Source organism: Alteromonas sp. ABH4_456, assembly GCF_056160645.1.
In genome coordinates, this window is record NZ_JBSWXO010000001.1 from 306,465 (window position 1) to 324,487 (window position 18,023).

At 50.0% G+C, this 18,023-nt stretch carries 15 protein-coding genes; 12 read left to right on the forward strand and 3 right to left on the reverse strand.

The features are described from left to right. The first annotated feature begins 14 nt into the window (after positions 1-14). Complete coding sequence (locus ACXAG2_RS01430; protein ID WP_119501602.1) at positions 15-578, forward strand: DUF924 family protein; 564 nt, start codon at positions 15-17, stop codon at positions 576-578. A 52-nt stretch (positions 579-630) separates the two neighbouring features. Here the strand turns inward: ACXAG2_RS01430 and ACXAG2_RS01435 are convergent, their stop codons facing one another. Next, positions 631-1,026 (reverse strand): rhodanese-like domain-containing protein, encoded by a 396-nt coding sequence (locus ACXAG2_RS01435; protein ID WP_119501603.1) that lies wholly within the window; start codon positions 1,024-1,026, stop codon positions 631-633. 230 nt (positions 1,027-1,256) lie between these two features. On the opposite strand from ACXAG2_RS01435, the gene ACXAG2_RS01440 reads away from it, so the two are divergent. The 10 genes from ACXAG2_RS01440 to ACXAG2_RS01485 all read left to right on the forward strand — a co-directional run bounded on the left by ACXAG2_RS01440 (position 1,257) and on the right by ACXAG2_RS01485 (position 14,729). Further along, positions 1,257-2,444: an amidase gene (locus tag ACXAG2_RS01440; RefSeq protein WP_474864035.1), complete on the forward strand. Its 1,188-nt coding sequence runs from the start codon at positions 1,257-1,259 to the stop codon at positions 2,442-2,444. Continuing rightward, positions 2,444-4,057, forward strand: a complete 1,614-nt coding sequence (locus ACXAG2_RS01445) for a gamma-glutamyltransferase family protein (protein WP_474864037.1) — start codon at positions 2,444-2,446, stop codon at positions 4,055-4,057. Before ACXAG2_RS01440 ends, ACXAG2_RS01445 begins: the two co-directional genes overlap by 1 nt. Positions 4,058-4,059: 2 nt before the next feature. After that, positions 4,060-4,890: a sulfite exporter TauE/SafE family protein gene (locus ACXAG2_RS01450; protein ID WP_474864038.1), complete on the forward strand. Its 831-nt coding sequence runs from the start codon at positions 4,060-4,062 to the stop codon at positions 4,888-4,890. Then, on the forward strand, positions 4,887-6,113 hold the full coding sequence (locus ACXAG2_RS01455; protein ID WP_474864040.1) for a pyridoxal-phosphate-dependent aminotransferase family protein: 1,227 nt from the start codon (positions 4,887-4,889) through the stop codon (positions 6,111-6,113). The genes ACXAG2_RS01450 and ACXAG2_RS01455 overlap by 4 nt, the downstream gene beginning before the upstream one ends. Further along, complete coding sequence (locus ACXAG2_RS01460; protein WP_474864041.1) at positions 6,106-7,335, forward strand: allantoate amidohydrolase; 1,230 nt, start codon at positions 6,106-6,108, stop codon at positions 7,333-7,335. Before ACXAG2_RS01455 ends, ACXAG2_RS01460 begins: the two co-directional genes overlap by 8 nt. Before the next feature lie 33 nt (positions 7,336-7,368). Next, positions 7,369-7,734, forward strand: a complete 366-nt coding sequence (locus tag ACXAG2_RS01465; protein WP_119501609.1) for an AraC family ligand binding domain-containing protein — start codon at positions 7,369-7,371, stop codon at positions 7,732-7,734. Between the two features lie 394 nt (positions 7,735-8,128). Further along, positions 8,129-9,514 carry an adenosine deaminase family protein gene (locus tag ACXAG2_RS01470; RefSeq protein WP_474864043.1) on the forward strand — a complete coding sequence of 462 codons (1,386 nt, stop codon included), beginning with the start codon at positions 8,129-8,131 and terminating at the stop codon, positions 9,512-9,514. Next, positions 9,498-10,934, forward strand: coding sequence for a uracil-xanthine permease family protein (locus ACXAG2_RS01475; RefSeq protein ID WP_474864045.1), 1,437 nt, complete (start codon positions 9,498-9,500; stop codon positions 10,932-10,934). The genes ACXAG2_RS01470 and ACXAG2_RS01475 overlap by 17 nt, the downstream gene beginning before the upstream one ends. A gap of 195 nt (positions 10,935-11,129) precedes the next feature. Continuing rightward, positions 11,130-13,565, forward strand: coding sequence for a TonB-dependent siderophore receptor (locus ACXAG2_RS01480; RefSeq protein WP_474844398.1), 2,436 nt, complete (start codon positions 11,130-11,132; stop codon positions 13,563-13,565). 105 nt (positions 13,566-13,670) lie between these two features. Then, the gene (locus tag ACXAG2_RS01485) at positions 13,671-14,729 is read left to right on the forward strand and encodes a purine nucleoside permease (protein ID WP_474864047.1); all 1,059 of its coding nucleotides are present in this window, start codon (positions 13,671-13,673) and stop codon (positions 14,727-14,729) included. 90 nt (positions 14,730-14,819) lie between these two features. On the opposite strand, the gene ACXAG2_RS01490 is transcribed toward ACXAG2_RS01485, so the two are convergent. Beyond that, entirely contained in the window at positions 14,820-15,821 is a 1,002-nt protein-coding gene (locus tag ACXAG2_RS01490; RefSeq protein ID WP_474864049.1) for an adenosine deaminase, read from the reverse strand. Positions 15,822-16,178: 357 nt separating this feature from the next. Here ACXAG2_RS01490 and ACXAG2_RS01495 point away from each other — a divergent pair, with 357 nt between their 5' ends. Beyond that, complete coding sequence (locus tag ACXAG2_RS01495; RefSeq protein WP_474864051.1) at positions 16,179-17,510, forward strand: NCS2 family permease; 1,332 nt, start codon at positions 16,179-16,181, stop codon at positions 17,508-17,510. A gap of 63 nt (positions 17,511-17,573) precedes the next feature. Here ACXAG2_RS01495 and ACXAG2_RS01500 read toward each other — a convergent pair whose 3' ends face one another. Continuing rightward, positions 17,574-18,017 carry a RidA family protein gene (locus ACXAG2_RS01500; RefSeq protein ID WP_474844402.1) on the reverse strand — a complete coding sequence of 148 codons (444 nt, stop codon included), beginning with the start codon at positions 18,015-18,017 and terminating at the stop codon, positions 17,574-17,576. Positions 18,018-18,023: the final 6 nt, after the last annotated feature.

Sequence of the window (18,023 nt, forward strand, 5' to 3'; positions counted from 1 at the left end):
TAAACAGGAGTAACATGCAAACATCAATTATCCCTTTGGAAGAAGCTTCCAGTGTTCTCGCTTTCTGGTTCAACGAGCTGGAATCAGAACAGTGGTTCCGTGCAGATGAGGGGTTAGATAATTTAATCCGGTCCCGGTTCGGGAAAGTTCACAACGCAGCCGCAAACAGTGAATTATGGCCCTGGCGTGCAACACCGTCAGGCAGACTGGCCGAAATTATTGTACTGGATCAGTTCTCACGTAACATCTACCGTAACGATGCCCGCGCTTTCGCTTGCGACAGTATGGCGCTGGCCCTGTCCCAGGAAGCGTTGAGAGTAGAAGCGGATAAAGCACTTACCGTGGCTCAGAAGACCTTTTTATTCATGCCCTTTATGCATTCCGAATCACTGGCTATTCATGACATGGCCATGGAACTGTTCAATATAGACGGGCTGGAGCTGGAATTTGAGTACGAGCAGGAACACCGGGATTTATTGCTTAAATTTGGCCGCTATCCGCAACGCAATAAAGCGCTGAAGCGCAAATCGACCAAAGAAGAAAAAGCATTTCTTAGCCAGCACTTCATCGAAGCCTGACGTAACGCAATCCGGATACAACAGTTTTCAGTCTGCTGTATCCGGCTTCCCTTTAACGGGTATAAGGTTCCACCGGTAAACCGGCCACTTTCCATGCATCGAAGCCACCTTCAATGTGGACGACATCTTCAAACCCCATATCCATCAAAGTTGCTGTTGCCAGCGTGGAACGCCATCCCGATTGACAATACAAAACAAAGCGTTTACCACCACCGAATACCGGTTTGTAATATGGACTGTCCGGGTCGACCCAAAACTCCAGCATACCGCGGGGAGCGTGAATGGCTCCCGGGATCTGCCCTTCCCGCTCAAGTTCTCTGACGTCACGAATATCCACCAGTACAACGTCCGCTTTGTACACTGTTTCATTTGCCTGCTCAGGGCTTATGGTTCCGATGCGCGCTGAGGCGTCTTCCAGTAACGACTTAAAGCCTTTTTTTAATGCCATGTACTTCACTCCTGAATGAAACCGTATAAACGGACGGATCATTTGAAATTCCTATGCCACACCAGTGTGAACATAAGTGTCAAACATACTGCAGTGCAGCATAACTTTACAAATTCATAACAAAAATACTCGCCATCAATTTGAAAACATGTGGAAAAAAGCATTTGTTTCTATTGACAGATTGGTGAAACGACTGTTTCATAGAACAACGCAATCCGACCGTTCCAGTCATGCATACCACAACAAACCCGTTTATGACTTTACCGCAAAAGTCAGGTGCACCACTGTGCATACAAAATAATACCGCTGTGCCTCTTGCCAGCTATCGACTTGCCGTTAAGGATCTTTTCCATATGGCAGGGCTTCCCACATCTGCAGGCAATCCGGACTGGCTGAGCAGCCACCAATTTCCTTTAGCAACGTCGCCGGTGGTAACTGACTTAATTAAGCATGGTGCCAGGTTTGTGGGCAAAACGCTTACAGACGAGCTGGCTTACAGTCTGAACGGACAAAATAAGCATTATGGTACACCGGAGAACCCGGCGGCTCCGGACCGGCTGCCCGGTGGTTCCAGTTCCGGTTCAGCCACAGCAGTCAGCCTGAATCTTGCAGATATCGGGCTCGGTACTGACACCGGCGGCTCCATTCGCGTTCCGGCCAGCTATCAGGGTTTATTTGGATTACGTCCTACACACGGTGAAATCAGCACTGACCACATGGTGGCGCTGGCGCCATCCTTTGACACCGTAGGTGTGATGACCAGAGATCTGACAACCCTTGAAAACACCGTTGCGGTGTTGCTCCCCCACCTCCTGGACACTGAGACACTACCACTAAGTCTGGTAACCAACCTGACGAACGGTTGCGGGCATAAAGAAGCCATTCTGCAATGGCATGAAACACAGGCTTCACTGCATGCTGAATTGTTTATGCCGCCGTGCGAACTGACCACAGAAGCATGGCAGACCGGTGAAACATTCAGAGTCATCCAGGGCCATGAAATCTGGCAACAACACGGACACTGGCTGAGTAATAACCGGCCGGACATCGCATCGGACATTCAATTGCGTCTGAATAGTTGTGCTGCGTTAACCAGCCATGAAGTTAATGAAGCGAAACAGCGCAGAGAGGCGTTCAATGCCTGGTTTTCAGAGGTGGTGTCAAACCGCATTCTGGTGATGCCGACAACCCCCGGCATCAGTCCGCTATTATCTACACCGGCGGAATCATTAGCCGGATACAGAAACCAGCTACTCTCACTGACATCCCTGGCAGGTTTAAGCGGATGTCCCCAGTTACACCTGCCTCTGTTCAGTTTACACAATGCTCCCTGTGGCCTTTCTCTTCTGGGCCCCCGGGGGAGTGACAGGCAACTGCTGAAGATTGCCCGTACCCTATTATCAGGAAAACAACAATAATGACTAAAAATACAATGAGCGGATTCACTGCCCCTCACTATGCTGCAGCGCAGGTGGGGAATGCCATCCTTGAAAAAGGAGGCACAGCGATTGAAGCTATGGTAGCGGCTGCAGCCTCTGTTGCTGTTGAATACCCCCATATGAACGGCTTAGGCGGTGATGGTTTCTGGTTGATCAGCGAACCCGGCAAAGCGCCGGTAGGCATTGATGCAGCAGGCATTGCGGCAAAGAATGCAACGCCGGCGTTTTATAAAGGCCTTAACGCCATCCCTGAACGGGGAGGTAAAGCGGCATTGACTATGGCAGGCGCTGTATCAGGCTGGCAGAAAGCGCTTGAAATCAGCGCACAATGGCAAACGCCTTTACCACTAGGCACTCTGTTAGACACAGCTGTCAATCAGGCAAGCTGGGGCATTGAAGTTACACAAAGTTTGAGTGATGCCAGCTTCAAAACCTTTGACACACTCGCCGGCGATCCGGCTTTCGACCAGTTTCTGATTAAGGGGAAGGCCCTGAAGAAAGGCAAGATAGTTAAATTGCCGAAACTGGCCGAAACCTTAAAGCATCTGGCTGAAGCCGGTCTCGACGATTTCTACCGGGGTGAAACCGCAGCAAAACTGGCTGCCGATTTGCAGGCTGCAGGTTCTCCGGTCACCCTTGAAGACTTTCACAACTATGAAGCCAAGCTGGTTGAGCCCCTGAGTGTCACCACCTCAAAAGGGACTTTATACAACCTGCCTGCGCCTACACAGGGTATTGCTTCGTTACTCATTCTGGCGTTGTACGACAGGGTGTGGCAGCAAGGTTCTGATGATGCCGACATGGTGCATTTACTGATTGAATGCACCAAACAAGCTTTCATCAAACGAAACCGCTATGTCACCGATCCAAGCCGTCTCAGCGTTGATTTGCAAAGTTTGCTTTCGCCGGAATCATTGCAAGATATGCAACAGCATATACAACTGGAAAGTGCACAGGCCTGGCCACATCCGGCCATTCCCGGCGACACCATCTGGATGGGCGCATGTGACAGCGAGGGCCGGATGGTAAGTTACATTCAGTCCCTTTACTGGGAATTCGGCAGCGGTGTAGTCAGTCCGTCGACAGGAATAGTGTGGAATAACCGCGGGACGTCATTTTCTCTGGATGCCTCCAGTCACCAGTATCTGCAACCGGGACTGACCCCTTTCCATACGCTGAACCCTGCCTATGCAGAGCTCAACGATGGCCGGCGCATCAGTTACGGCACCATGGGAGGAGAAGGGCAACCGCAAACCCAGGCAGCGCTGTTTGCCCGTCACGTTTATCACAATCAACCGCTGGATAAATCCATTGCACTGGGTCGCTGGCTGCTGGGCCGGACCTGGGGTGATGTAAGCCATAATCTGAAAGTTGAACGTGACGTCAACGACTATGTGGGCGAAGCATTACGGTCCAGGGGACATGACATGGTTGTTGTTGAAGCCTGTAACGAACTGATGGGCCATGCCGGCGCAGTTGTCAGACATCCTGACGGCAGTACACAAGCAGCCACAGATCCCCGCAGTGACGGTAAGGCCTTTGCTACGGCGTCATCTGTTTCAACGGCAACAGCCGGTCAGGGAGAAAAATAAAAATGGCATTTATCAGTGAAAATTTAACCATTATTTTGGCCATGATGGGCACCGGTGTTTTCGCCGGACTACTGGCCGGGTTACTGGGTGTAGGAGGCGGCATTGTCATTGTACCGGTGTTGTTTTTTCTTTATCAGGCGCTGGGAATAAGCGCTGATACTGCCATGATTGTGGCAACAGCCACATCACTGGCCACCATTGTTCCTACATCGGTCAGTTCAATTATGGCCCATAACAGAAAAGGCAATGTCGACTTTGAGTTACTTAAACACTGGGCAATTTTCATATTACTTGGTGTACTCGCCGGCAGCTATCTGGTGACAAAAACCGACGGAAAATGGCTTGCCATGATGTTCGGTATCATCGCTACCCTGTCGGCACTGAACATGCTGATTGGTAAGAAAAATGCCATCGCACAATCGCTGCCCGGCAAGGGCGGTCAAAGTATTATGGCTACCTGTATCGGCTTTTTCAGCAGCATGGTTGGCATCGGGGGCGGCACATTAACCGTTCCCACTCTGACATTTTGTAACTATCCCGCCCACCGTGCGGTAGGAACTGCCGCAGCAGTGGGTCTGATCATTTCTCTCCCCGCAGCGTTAACTATGTTGATTGTGGGTGAACGCCCTGCTGACGCACCGTTTGCCACTTTCGGGCTGGTAAACCTTCTGGGCTTTGCCTGTATTGTTCCCCTTACCGTACTGTTTGCACCTGTAGGCGCAGGCATCGCGAACAAACTCAATCCTGCAATGCTGAAAAAAGTCTTTGCCCTCGTTCTTATCATCACCGGCGTGCGCATGCTCGCGCAGACGATTATCCAGGAATTCCTATGAAACCGTTGTCTCTCCCTCCCCGCTTACTCATGGGCCCGGGCCCGATAAACTGCTATCCGCGTGTATTACAGGCCATGTCTACCCAACTGGTGGGTCAGTATGACCCTGTGATGACAGGCTACATGAACGAAGTGATGGCCTTGTACCGGCAGGTGTTTAATACCCGAAATAAACAAACGCTGTTAGTTGACGGTACATCCCGAGCCGGTATTGAGGCTGTGCTGGTGTCCTGTATCGAACCCGGCGATAAGGTGCTGGTGCCGGTATTTGGCCGCTTTGGCCACTTACTGGCTGAAATTGCAGAACGGGCCGGCGCGGAAGTTCATACTATCGAATCGCCCTGGGGCACGGTGTTTGAACCTGAACAAATTGAAGCAGCGATTCGTGAAGTCCGCCCGAAAGTACTGGCAGTTGTGCAGGGCGATACATCCACCACGATGTTGCAGCCTCTGGAGCATTTAGGTGAAATTTGCCGGAAATACGATGTACTGTTCTACAGTGACGCCACAGCATCGATTGGCGGCAACCCTTTCGAGACTGACGCCTGGGGCCTGGATGCGGTATCAGTGGGACTGCAAAAATGTTTAGGCGGCCCGAGTGGCAGTGCACCCGTGACTCTGAGTGAAAAATACGTAGCCTGTGTGCGCAAGCGTCACCACGTTGAAGCCGGAATACGGGACAGTCATCATCAGGCGGCCAGCGGCTCCAGGATCCGTTCTAACTATTTCGACCTGCCTATGATCATGGATTATTGGGGGGAAGAACGCCTGAATCACCATACTGAAGCAGCATCAATGCTCTTCTGTGCCCGCGAATGTGCCGTGAGTTTGCTGGAAGAAGGACAGGATCAGGTGCTTAAACGCCATCAACTGGCGGGTAACGCCATGCTGGCCGGCGTACAGGCAATGTCTCTGAAACCTTTTGGTGATTTGAAAAACAAAATGACCAATGTCGTCGGCGTGACCATTCCTGACAACGTGGATGGCGAAGGGATAAGACATACGTTGCTTAACACCTTTAATATTGAGATTGGCACCAGTTTCGGCCCTCTGAAAGGCAAAATATGGCGTATCGGTACAATGGGCTATAACGCCCGTGAAGATGCGGTCTATCACACTCTTCAGTCTTTAGAAACCGTACTTCGCCGTGCCGGATTTGCCCTGCAGCCGGGCGCCGCGGTAGACGCAGCCATGGACGTTTATGCAGGTCAGCAACATGTCTGAATATCAGAGTCTTGCACAACTTGTGATGGCCAGACTGGACGAGCTCGGGCAAATCAGCCAGTCACCTGACTACCTGGACAGACGCTATCTGACAGCCGAACACCAGCAGGCAAACCGGCTTGTTGCCACCTGGATGAGTGAAGCCGGCATGATTACCTGGCAGGATGCCGCCGGCAATTTGTGGGGACGACTGGAAAGTTCAGTCCCCGATGCGCCCCGGTTTATTATCGGCAGTCATCTGGATACCGTTCCTAATGGCGGCAAATACGATGGCATGCTGGGCGTCATTGCGCCTGTTGCCATTGTGCAAATGCTTCAGGGCACACAATTCCCGCTGCCGTTTCACCTCGACATTGTCGGTTTCGGCGATGAGGAAGGCACCCGTTTCGGCTCTACATTACTGGGTAGCCGGGCACTCACAGGACAATGGCCGGACTCCTGGTCGAAACTTAAAGACGAAAATGGCCTGAGCCTGCCGGATGCTCTCCGGTCTTTCGGACTGGATTTCGACAATGTGAAGCAGGCAGACATTACGGCCAGCCGTCCGCTGGGTTATCTGGAGCTGCACATTGAACAGGGGCCGGTGCTGGAAAGTGCCAATCTGCCGGTCGGTGTGGTAACCGCTATATCCGGTGCCCGCAGATTCAACATTGATGTTGCCGGTATGGCGGGACATGCCGGTACCGTGCCTATGAACATGCGGCTGGACGCGCTGGCAGCAACCAGTGAAATGATTCTGGCTGTTGAAAATCAGGCCAGGACTCACGGCGTCGTCGCGACGGTAGGAAAAATTGAAAACCGCCCGAATGGCGTAAACGTGATATCAGGGAATACCCGTTTTTCACTGGATATCCGCAGTGAAGACGACAGCCACCGTGATGCTGTGCTGGAACAAATCATGCAGCAATTTAATCAGATTGCTGCCCGCAGAAAACTGACTCTGCATGTCGAGCAAACCCATAGTGCCGGTGCCGTGCATTGCGATCACCGGTTGCAGTCCATTTTAAAAACGGCCATCGGTGAATGCGGGATCCCACCCTTTTCTCTGCCATCCGGTGCCGGACACGATGCCATGGCAATGGCCCTTATGTGTCCTGTTGCCATGATGTTTTTACGCTGCGACAAAGGGATAAGCCATCATCCCGCGGAGTCCATTTTAACAGAGGATGTGGCAGTGGCGCTTGCAGCGTTACATGCAACCATTAAGCATTTAGCAAACTAAGATTTTTTGACCGTAAACCACGTTGGAGTGACGATGATTATTAAACGTATCTATAATGATGAAGAAGGGAAAAGTCACTTTGGAGAAGTGGAAATACCATTGTCAGACGGTGGCCCCATTGGCCTTTTATCTGAACGTTTTGACGCCGGTACTGTGATATTCAGGGAAACCCCCGCCGATTACGATTTTAAATGGCACCCTGCCCCTGCGCGGCAACTGCTGTTTATCATCAAAGGTCGCGCAGAATTTAAAGTCTCCAACGGTGAGCGTCATGTTTTCGGTGCAGGCGATGTACTGCTGCTGGAAGATACAGAAGGTGAAGGCCATTGCAGCCGCGCTATGTACAACGAAGTACGCCATTCTATTTTTGTCACCCTGCCAGATCATGTGACATTCTGATCAACAGATTATTAATCGCCGGGCCCCGCGCAAAGAAGTGAAATCGAGCCGGGGCTTTATAATTTCCGCCCTGTAACGCCTTTACATGTCTTGAGCAGAGTAAACTCCCCAAAGAAGAGCAAATTCACCAAACAAGTGCACCCGTTTTCTCTGCATTTCCCCCCCTTACCTGAATTGACTTATCAAATAAAAAATTTACTCATATTTTTCAATGAGATAAAAACTTGCGCCATAACATGACCACTTGGTCAGTTTATTGCAATCCTGTCATGCAAATTAACGCTCAATTACCCGAGAATTTGCTACTGTGTTTCGTCGTTCTTACCACATTGTTTTTTGTCTGATTATTCTTCTGCAGGCAAACCTGTCTTTTGCGCAATCGTCCCCTGCGGACATGAACAACTGGTTCCGAAATTTTAAACAAACCGCTACGCCCGCAGAACTTTACCGCTTTCTTCATGCCATGCCCAAGGGCGGCGATTTACATCATCATCTTACCGGCGCTGCTTTTAGTGAGTGGTGGTGGGAACTGGCGACTGATACTGAGCGTAACGGTGGTTATGAGTACTTCACCCGAACCCGTCTGACATTATGTGATGGCTTCGACGCCAATGCCTTTTCACCGGCATCCCCTTACCTGCTGTTTAAAACCATACAGGCATCAACTTTTGCATCCCTCAGTGAATGCGAAAAGAAAGGTTATACGCCCCTTGCTGCATTAACCGCCAGTCAGAAAGAAGGTTTCCTCGACAGCCTGCGACTGGATAAAGATGGTGAAGGCCGTGATGAGTTCTTTCAGACCCACTGGCAACGGTTAAATGATCTGACCCGCAATCCTGTTCTGATCAGTGAATTATTGCTGCTGAACATGGAGGCCTATGCCAGAGAAAATGTGCAGTATCTGGAAACGCAGGCCGGCGTGCACGGCATGCTCAAACCCGACGGAACCGGCTACACTGCCGAAGAGGCTTTAGCCATTATGCAGGCAGCCCTTAACAGTGAACGGGCTGTCAAAACCGGCGTGACAGTGAAATTCCAGTATGCGCTGCTGCGGTTTCTGCCCGACGCTGAAGACACTCTGAAGTCGCTTTACGCATTTGTAGACGCTCACCGGGATATCTACAGAGGCATTAACCTTGTCGGCCGAGAAGACAACGACAAAGGCTACCCTCTGCGTTTCCTGTCTGCCTTCCGCGCATTGCGCCAACAGTACCCTGCTATCCCGCTGTCAATTCATGCCGGTGAAGTGGATGAACCTAATCACCATGTCCGCGATACACTGTTACTCGGCGCTGACAGAATTGGCCACGGTTTAAATACCATCACCGATCCGGACACCCTGCTATTGATGCGCCACGGTCCTTACCTGATTGAAATTAACCTGATTTCGAATTTGTTACTTGAATATGTAAGCCAGTACAGCGAACACCCCTTCGCCGAATATCTCCGCACCGGTATTCCGGTTGCCTTGTCAACGGATGACCGTGGTATGTGGGATTCTACGCTCACCGATGAATTCTATGTCGCCGTGTCTCAGTTTAACCTTTCATGGCAGGAACTTCGTGTTCTGGTGAATAACTCTGTTCAGTTCAGTTTTTTAACAGATGAAGAAAAGACCCCCCTGCTTAGACGCTTAAACCAGCAGCTGGATGCATTTGAGAAAAAAGTCATCAGTCAGCAAGCTCTGCCCGGTTATGCCGCACCCCGCCAGTTCATTTGCAAATTTGAACCACAAATATGCACGTCACCTCAAGGAGAGGACAGTGTCAGCAAACCCTGAATTGTTGTATGGTCTTGAAGACCGCCCGAACCTGCTGAAAACCTCCACGGCTGCATTTCAGCATGTGCTGGCGAGCTTTGTAGGGGTTATTACCCCCACACTGATTATCGCCGCAGCACTGGGTTTAGAATCACACATCCCGTTTCTGGTCAGTATGGCGTTGTTTGTCTCTGGCCTCGGAACGGTGATCCAGACCAAGCGCATTGGCCGCATCGGCAGCGGACTGGTTGCCGTTCAGGGCACCAGTTTTGCTTTTGTCAGTGCGCTTATACTGGCCGGCACTACAGTGCGCAGCCGCGGGGGCAGCGACCATGATGTAATGGCTATGCTGATGGGCATTTCTATGGCCGGCGCCCTGGTAGAGGTGGGCTTAAGCTTTTTTATTCACCGTCTTAAACGTCTGCTGAGCCCCGTCATCACCGGCATTGTGATTACATCTATCGGCTTGTCGCTGATTAAAGTAGGCATGACAGACCTTGCCGGCGGTTTCGGTGCCACTGATTTCGGTCAGATCAACCATGTAGGTCTGGGTTTATCCGTGCTGTTCATCATCATTTTCCTCAATGCATCATCGAACCTTTGGCTGCGGCTAAGTGCCATTTTTATCGGCATGGCGCTGGGCACTTTGTGTGCGTGGAGCTTTGGCAATGTGTCATTTGCTCATTTGTCAGACCTGCCCGTTCTGGCGTTTCCGGCTCCCTTTCAATACGGTATTGCTTTCGACTTCAGCCTGTTCCTGCCCGTTGCATTAATATACCTGTTCAGCGCCCTGGAAACCGCCGGCGATCTCACGGCTAACAGCGTATTTTGTAACCAACCCATTAAAGGCCCGGTCTATATCAAACGTATTCAGGGCGGCATATTGGGTGATGGCATAAACTCAGTGCTGGCAGCCTGCTTCAACACATTTCCCAATACCACTTTCGGTCAAAATAATGGTGTGATTCAGTTAACCGGTATTGCCAGCCGACGCGTCGGCATTGCTATCGGCATTTTCTATCTGCTGTCAGGCATCTTTCCCGTTATTGGCGGTATTCTTCAGGCGATTCCCAAAGCCGTGCTTGGCGGCGCCACACTGGTCATGTTCGCAATGGTGGCAGTGGGCGGTCTGAAAATTCTGATGCAGCAAACCCTGGACAGACGGACCAGTTTGATAACAGCGTCGGCGCTGGGAATGGGGATGGGTGTGATGATGGTACCGGCGATGACAAATGGTTTTCCGGACTGGCTGGCAAATATCGTTGCCTCACCGGTCACCATGGCGGGGATCACTGCGGTATTTCTTGATGTGATTTTGCCGGAAACTGGCAAACCCTTACCAAAAAAACACGTTTTTGACAATTCACCAAAAGAACAAAAGAAATTAGATCCCGATCTGGTGCAGAATACGCGCCTTTCGCACCATGAGGGTGCAAATTAGCGCATCTGAAATCAATTTGCACGATAAATTTTCTGCCAAAATAATAATAACCATAAAATAAATATAAAAATCAATAATTTAAACTTAAAAATCTTCTTGACCAATCGGACAACTTATTGGCACTTAATGTGCTTCTGCTGGTCTGGCAACGTTTAAGCCGCCCGTAGAGGCTGATTACTAAAACAGAGGAAAAACATGAAACACACTCTTTTTGCGGTATCTCCGCTTGCTAAAGCCATTGCATTTGGCCTGGTTTTAGCCCCGGCGTCGGTATTTGCTCAGGAAGCAAATACCCCCTCCGATGAAGAAGTTGAAAAAATTGAAGTGACCGGTTCACTGGGCAGCTTACCTGGCCAGGACGTTGAAGCCGTATTCGGTTTCGGTAAATCAATTTTAGAGACACCGCGTTCGGCTTCAACCATCAGCTCTGAGCAAATGGAGCGTTTCAATGTGTCAGACATTGATGAACTTGTGGCCTTCGCACCGGGTACATTCACCCAGTCATTCTTCGGTGTTGCAGGTTCACTGGATGTGCGTGGTAACCCGGGTGAAGCTTATTTCCGTGGCATGAAGCGTCTTGATAACCCGGGTAACTATCCGACTCCTATCGGTGCATCAAGCCGTATCGATATTGTTCGTGGTCCTGCTTCTCCTATCTACGGCCCGTCTAAAATTGGTGGTTACCTGAACTTTAACCCTAAATCAGCCCGTGCATCATCCGGTCAGTATCTGGATGCACCTACCGGCGCTATGTCGTATACCCACGGAACATGGGATAAAAGCATTGTAACTGCTGAAGTTGGCGGTCCGGCTTCTATCGCAGGCAAAGAAATGGGTTATTACGTATATGGTGAAGTTGAGAATTCAGGAAGTTATTACGAAAATTCAGCCACTGATCAATCTATCCTGCAGGCTTCATTCAACATTGATTTAACTGATAATCTGCGTGTTGAATTCGGTGGCATGTACCATAAGTACGATGGTAACCAGGTAGCAGGCTGGAACCGCCTGACTCAGGAACTGGTAGACAACGGTACTTATATTACCGGTACTGCTCAACCTCTGGATACAGACGGTGACGGTTCTATCTCCCATGAAGAATACGGCGCAGTGAATCTGGCGGGTAACAGCTTCTTCTATGTACCGGCAGCTTCTTTCACTGATTCAGAAGCCACAGAGTTGATGGCGCTGGAAAACGTGGGTACTACCACACTAAGTGGTTCACAAACGCTGGTAGCGCCTGACGACCAGCTGGTCAATGAAGCCAACACCTTCTATTTCGATGTTATCTATTACGCTGACAGCTGGGAAATTAAGAACCAGTTTTTCTACGACGGCTATGACAACATCAACGAAAATGCCTACGGTTTCTCTCAATTCCACGACAGCTGGGTAATTGAAGACAAAGTAGTATTCTCTACGGAATATGAAACCAACTCACTGCTTGCACAGTTCCAGGTATCGCCTTCAATCCGCTATACCGACTTCCTGCACGGTGATGATTTCACTTATGAATATTTCAACCGTCGCGATCTGACCATGCCGTCTTCTGCACTGGACCGCCGTTTACTGGCAACCCGCAGTGGCATGAACTACGACAACTATGACGAAGGTAACTACCTGGACTTAGGTTTTGCAGCAATGACAGACCTGACCTGGGACTTCGGTCTGAACATCGTATTGGGTCTGCGTTACGATACCATCGATATTGAATCTACTTCACGACAGGATCTGTTACTGCCGGGCGCCCGCCTTGAAGGAAACGAAGGCACACCGGTGTATGAGGAAGAAACCGTTGATGGCGTATCCTGGAACACCAGTATCTCATACACTACCCCATGGGGCCTGATCCCGTACATTACTGTGGCTGAACAGGCGACACTGGTTGCCGGTCAGGGTGCTGAAATTACCGTGGGCCAGCTCAACAATGCTGATGGCAGTGGTGCATTTGACACGTCAGATCTGTTCGAATACGGTATTAAAGGTTCATTCTTGGACGACAGCCTGTATTTTGCATTATCTGTATATGAGCAGGAACGTACTGACTACAACAGCCAGGCCATCGTAACAAATGCGACAACTCACAACGAAGGTGTCGAGTTAGAACTGCGCTGGGTAGTCAATGAAAACCTGGTTGTTTCTGCCGGTTACACCAATGTTGAAGTTATCAACCTGACTGCCCGTGAAAATGGCAGCCAGTTTGGCTTCCTGGGCCTGGAAGATCTCACCGGTCTGGAAGATCCTTCACTGGTACTGGGTGGTAACGTTATCGGCCTGAACCTGGTTGGTGAAGGTACAAGCAACCCGAAAGCCAAGAAAGCCGGTATTCCGGATAACATCTACACACTGACAGCCACCTATGACTTCCAGAATGGTTTTGCCAGCAGTGTCAGCATCATTGATGCAGATGAAGCACCTTCCGGTTTCTCAGGTTCAGTGATGTTGCCAGCCTACACGCTGGTGAACGCAGGTCTGTCATACCAGACAGAGCAGTGGGATATTAACTTCACTGTTAAAAACTTAACGGATGAGCGCTACTTCCGCGCGAACTTCCCTGACCTGTTCGGCAGCCAAATCGTCTTGCCTGAACTGCCTCGTCACTTCAACGTGAAGTTTGGTTATAAGTTCTGATCAAACTGACACGTACCGCAACGGCATGCATTCGCATGCCGTTTTAATATGTGCAGTACCTTCAATTTATTCTGAGGCGATTGCTGCATCAACAAGGAGTTATTTGTGAAAAATACTGTGTCAGCCATCCTTGGTTTCTGCCTGCTCAGTCTTACCACCCTCAGCCACGCTGCTGCCCCGTTAAAGGTAAAAGCCGTGGTCGTTACGATGTTTGAAATCGGTGAAGACGAAGGTGACAAAGCCGGTGAATTTCAAATGTGGAAAGAACGTTATGGCCTGGATACCCGTTTTCCTTTCCCCCAGTCTTTCCACGACATCTACGCCAATGAAGATAAAGGTGTGCTTGCCATCGTAACAGGTATGGGCACAGCACGTGCTTCTGCAGCCATTATGGCACTGGGGCTGGACCCCCGTTTTGACTTAACCGAAGCCTACTGGCTGGTTGCCGGTATTGCCGGTATGGATCCGCAGGACGGTACAATCGGATCCGCAGTCTGGACACGCCATCTGGTGGATGGTGATCTTGCCCATGAAATTGATGCCAGAGAAATATCTGCTGACTGGCCTTCAGGCTATTTTCCCTTATTCGCTAACCGCCCGCAAACCGATGCAGGCCGCCCGGCTGTTAACGGCGAAATGTACAAGCTGAATACCGGTTTAAGTGAATGGGCATTCAATATGACGAAATCGTTGAAACTCATGGACACTGAAGCCATGGCTGAATTGCGTGCACGTTATAAAAACTATCCCAACGCGCGGACCACGCCAAAAGTCATGATCGGTGATCACCTGGCGGCTTCCACTTTCTGGCATGGTAAACTGCTGAATGACTGGGCTAACGACTGGGTATCATTATGGACCCGTGGTGAAGGCAACTTCATGACTTCCGGTATGGAAGATACTGGCAGTTACCAGTCGATGATTTATCTGGACCGTGCGGGTAAAGCCGACAAGAACCGTTTTATGGTGTTGCGCACGGCAAGTAACTTCACTATGCAGCCGGAAGGACTGACCGCCGCAGAGAACCTGGCGATGGAACGTGAAAACGGCGGCTATGCGGCAATGGTACCGTCGCTGGAAGCGGCCTATCTTGCTGGCAGTACAGTGATAAATGAGTTGGTTGAAAACTGGGATAAATATCAGAAACACATCCCGGGAGAATAAACGGCCCGCTAAACCTGAACGTCAGGCAATAAAATGAAAAACGGCGCAGTCATTACTGCGCCGTTTTTGATTGTTGATCCCGCTGTCGTGCTACTGCACTGCATCCACTGCATTATGCCAGTGAAGTTTTTCTTCCTCAGACAGGAAACTGGCCGTAAAACTGTTTTTCACCAGCTTACGTAACTGCTCTTCATTCATCCCCAGTGCAGATTCCAGTGCGTCAAAGTTCTCATTCATGAAACCACCGAAATACGTAGGGTCATCAGAATTCACTGTTACCAGCAGTCCTTCTTCCAGTAACGACAGAATATTGTGCTTCGCCATATCATCTATGACACACAGTTTCAGGTTACTCAGCGGACAAACTGTCAGGGGGATTTGCCTGTGTTTGATGAGCGCCAGCAGCTCGTCATCTTCGCTGCACCGCACACCGTGATCAATCCTGTCGATATTGAGCAGATTGATAGCTTGCCAGATATACTCAGGCGGCCCTTCTTCACCGGCGTGGGCAACGACTTTAAAACCAAGGGAGCGGGCCTGACTGAAAACCCGTTCAAATTTTTCAGGAGGATGTCCCAGTTCCGAACTGTCCAGACCCACAGCATCAATATTGTCGTACCAGGGCTCGGCATCCTGCAATGTCTGAATGGCCGACTCTTCACTCAGATGGCGTAAAAATGACAGGATAAGTTTCACACTAATTCCCCAGCCTTCCTGCGCCTCTCTGATGGCTTTCAGGAAACCCGTCATAAATGTCCGGTAAGATACATGACGTTCCGTGTGAGTTTGCGGATCAAACATGATCTCAGCATGAACAATGTTTTCTTCCTTACATTTCAGCAGGTATGCCATCATCAGTTGATAGAAATCGTCCTCAGTACGCAGCACATCCGCACCGGCGTAATACAAATCAAGAAAGCTCTGTAAGTCTGAAAACTGATAAGCAGCTTCGATATCCGCAACAGACTGATACGGCAATTCTACGCCATGGCGTTGTGCCAGCTCCCACATCAGAGACGGTGACAATGTACCTTCGATATGTAAATGCAGCTCTGCTTTTGGCAGAGCACGGATTAACGTTTTTAGCGACATAATGGATTTTCCTCTCCGTTGGCATAACGGCAATGCACGGAGTATTTTTTCTTAGCGGTTTGCACCAAAATAAAACACTATTGCACTCGTGGTGCAACTTCACCTGTTATCGTGACAGTATTGTATCTGTAACAACTGAAAATTTGCTACAATCCCGCCCCTTAAGTTTATGAAATGCCTGCTCCTTTCCGGCACCGCCTTCCATAAACTTCCGGCAAATCAATCACTGGCCGGACTGCACTACTGTATCAAGCTGAAAAGCAAGCACAAAACGAACCATTTCTGACTAAGTGGTCAGGATTTTGCTTTATCCGGCTTCAGATAATACGCATAAATAGAATAATCCGGGGAGACCCCATGTCACACGCTTTATTGGAACGCCTGTTTAAGCTGCAGGCACATGGTACAAATGTTAAAACCGAAGTCATCGCCGGTTTAACAACCTTTGCTGCGATGTCTTATATTCTGGTCGTAAACCCGGGCATTCTGGGGCTGAGCGGTATGCCTGTAGAAGGCCTTATTACTGTTACCGCCCTCGCAGCCTGTGTGGGTAGTTTGCTTATGGCTGCCATGACAAATTACCCGGTAGCACTGGCACCCGGCATGGGCCTGAATGCGTTCTTCACTTTTACCATTTGTATGGGTCGAGATGTCCCCTGGGAAGCGGCGCTGGGTATCGTATTCTGGAACGGCATTTTGTTCCTTTTGCTCACCTTAACCGGCGTACGCACAAAAGTTGCAGAGGCTGTGCCGCCCTCACTGAAAGTCGGTGTGCAGTGCGGTATCGGTCTGTTTATCGCTTTTATCGGATTAAAAAATGCCGGTCTGGTGGTGGATAATCCGGCGACGTTCGTCAGTTTAGGGGATTTATCCGACCCTGCTGTACTGCTTGCTTTTGCCGGTATTTTTCTGACCATCGTGGTAGTAATGCGTAACGTTACAGGGGGCATTCTGCTCTCTATCATTATTCTTTCCGTTGCCGGTGCATTCATTCCGTCCGGTGACGGTTATCTTACCAGTCATCCCGGTGCCTTCTTTGGCATGCCGGATCCTATTGACGATACTTTCTTTGCTATGGATATCTGGTATCCCATCGAACATTTTGGTGACACCTGGGACCTGATTTTTGCATTAATGTTTGTAAACATGTTCGACACTATCGGCACCCTCATCGGCGTGTCCCGACGTGCAAATCTGCTGGATGAAAAAGGCAAATTGCCTAAAATTGGCAGTGCGATGACCGCTGATGCGACCGCCAGTGTAGCCGGTGCAGCACTGGGTACATCACCGGTCACCAGTTATGTGGAATCGGCTGCGGGTGTTTCCGCAGGTGGCCGGACAGGTTTAACTGCCATCGTGACTGCACTGTGTTTTCTGTTAGCGTTATTCCTGACTCCGCTGATGAAAGTCATCCCTCTCATGGCAACGACACCGGCACTCATCATGGTGGGGATCCTGATGATGGATTCCATCCGCCAGCTTGATTTCGATGATCTCGGCGCTTTGGCAACCGCTTCCGTAGCCTTGCTGGCAATGCCGCTAACATTCAGTATTTCAGAAGGTATTGCATTGGGATTCATTACCTATGTGGTCACCATGGCCGGCAGTGGCAGATACAAAGAAGTGAGTAAAATAACCTATATTCTCGCGCTGGTTTTCCTGCTCAGATACATCTTTGATTTGAAATAAAAGAAAAAGGAGTCCCTCTGCGGACTCCTTTGTGTTCTCAACCCACCGTCGCGGGCAACGCGTTTATTCCATGTGCTTGTAGCCCATACATTCCACTTCCAGCATAGCTCCCATCGCCAGACCGTCAGCGCCGAAAGCGCTGCGCGCAGGTAACTTGCCTTTTTCAAAGTAGGTAACGTATACCTTGTTAAAGTCTCCCCATTGATTGATGTCGTCAATCATTACCGTGCATTTAAAAATATCATTCATCGTCAGGCCGGCAACCGCTGCCGCCGACTTAACATTATCCATGACCTGGTGGGCCTGCGCCGTCATGTTATCGGCCATTTTTCCTTGTTTATCCAAAGGGAGCTGACCGGACAGATACACGGTGTTGCCCACCTGAGTGGCAACAGAGAAAGGCGCATCCGGCGATGCAGAGGCAAAACGGGTAATACCCGCTGCCATGGAACTGGTTACCAGAGGAAGAGTGAGAAGTAAGGTGACCAGACTGCGAGTTTTAAACATACATTT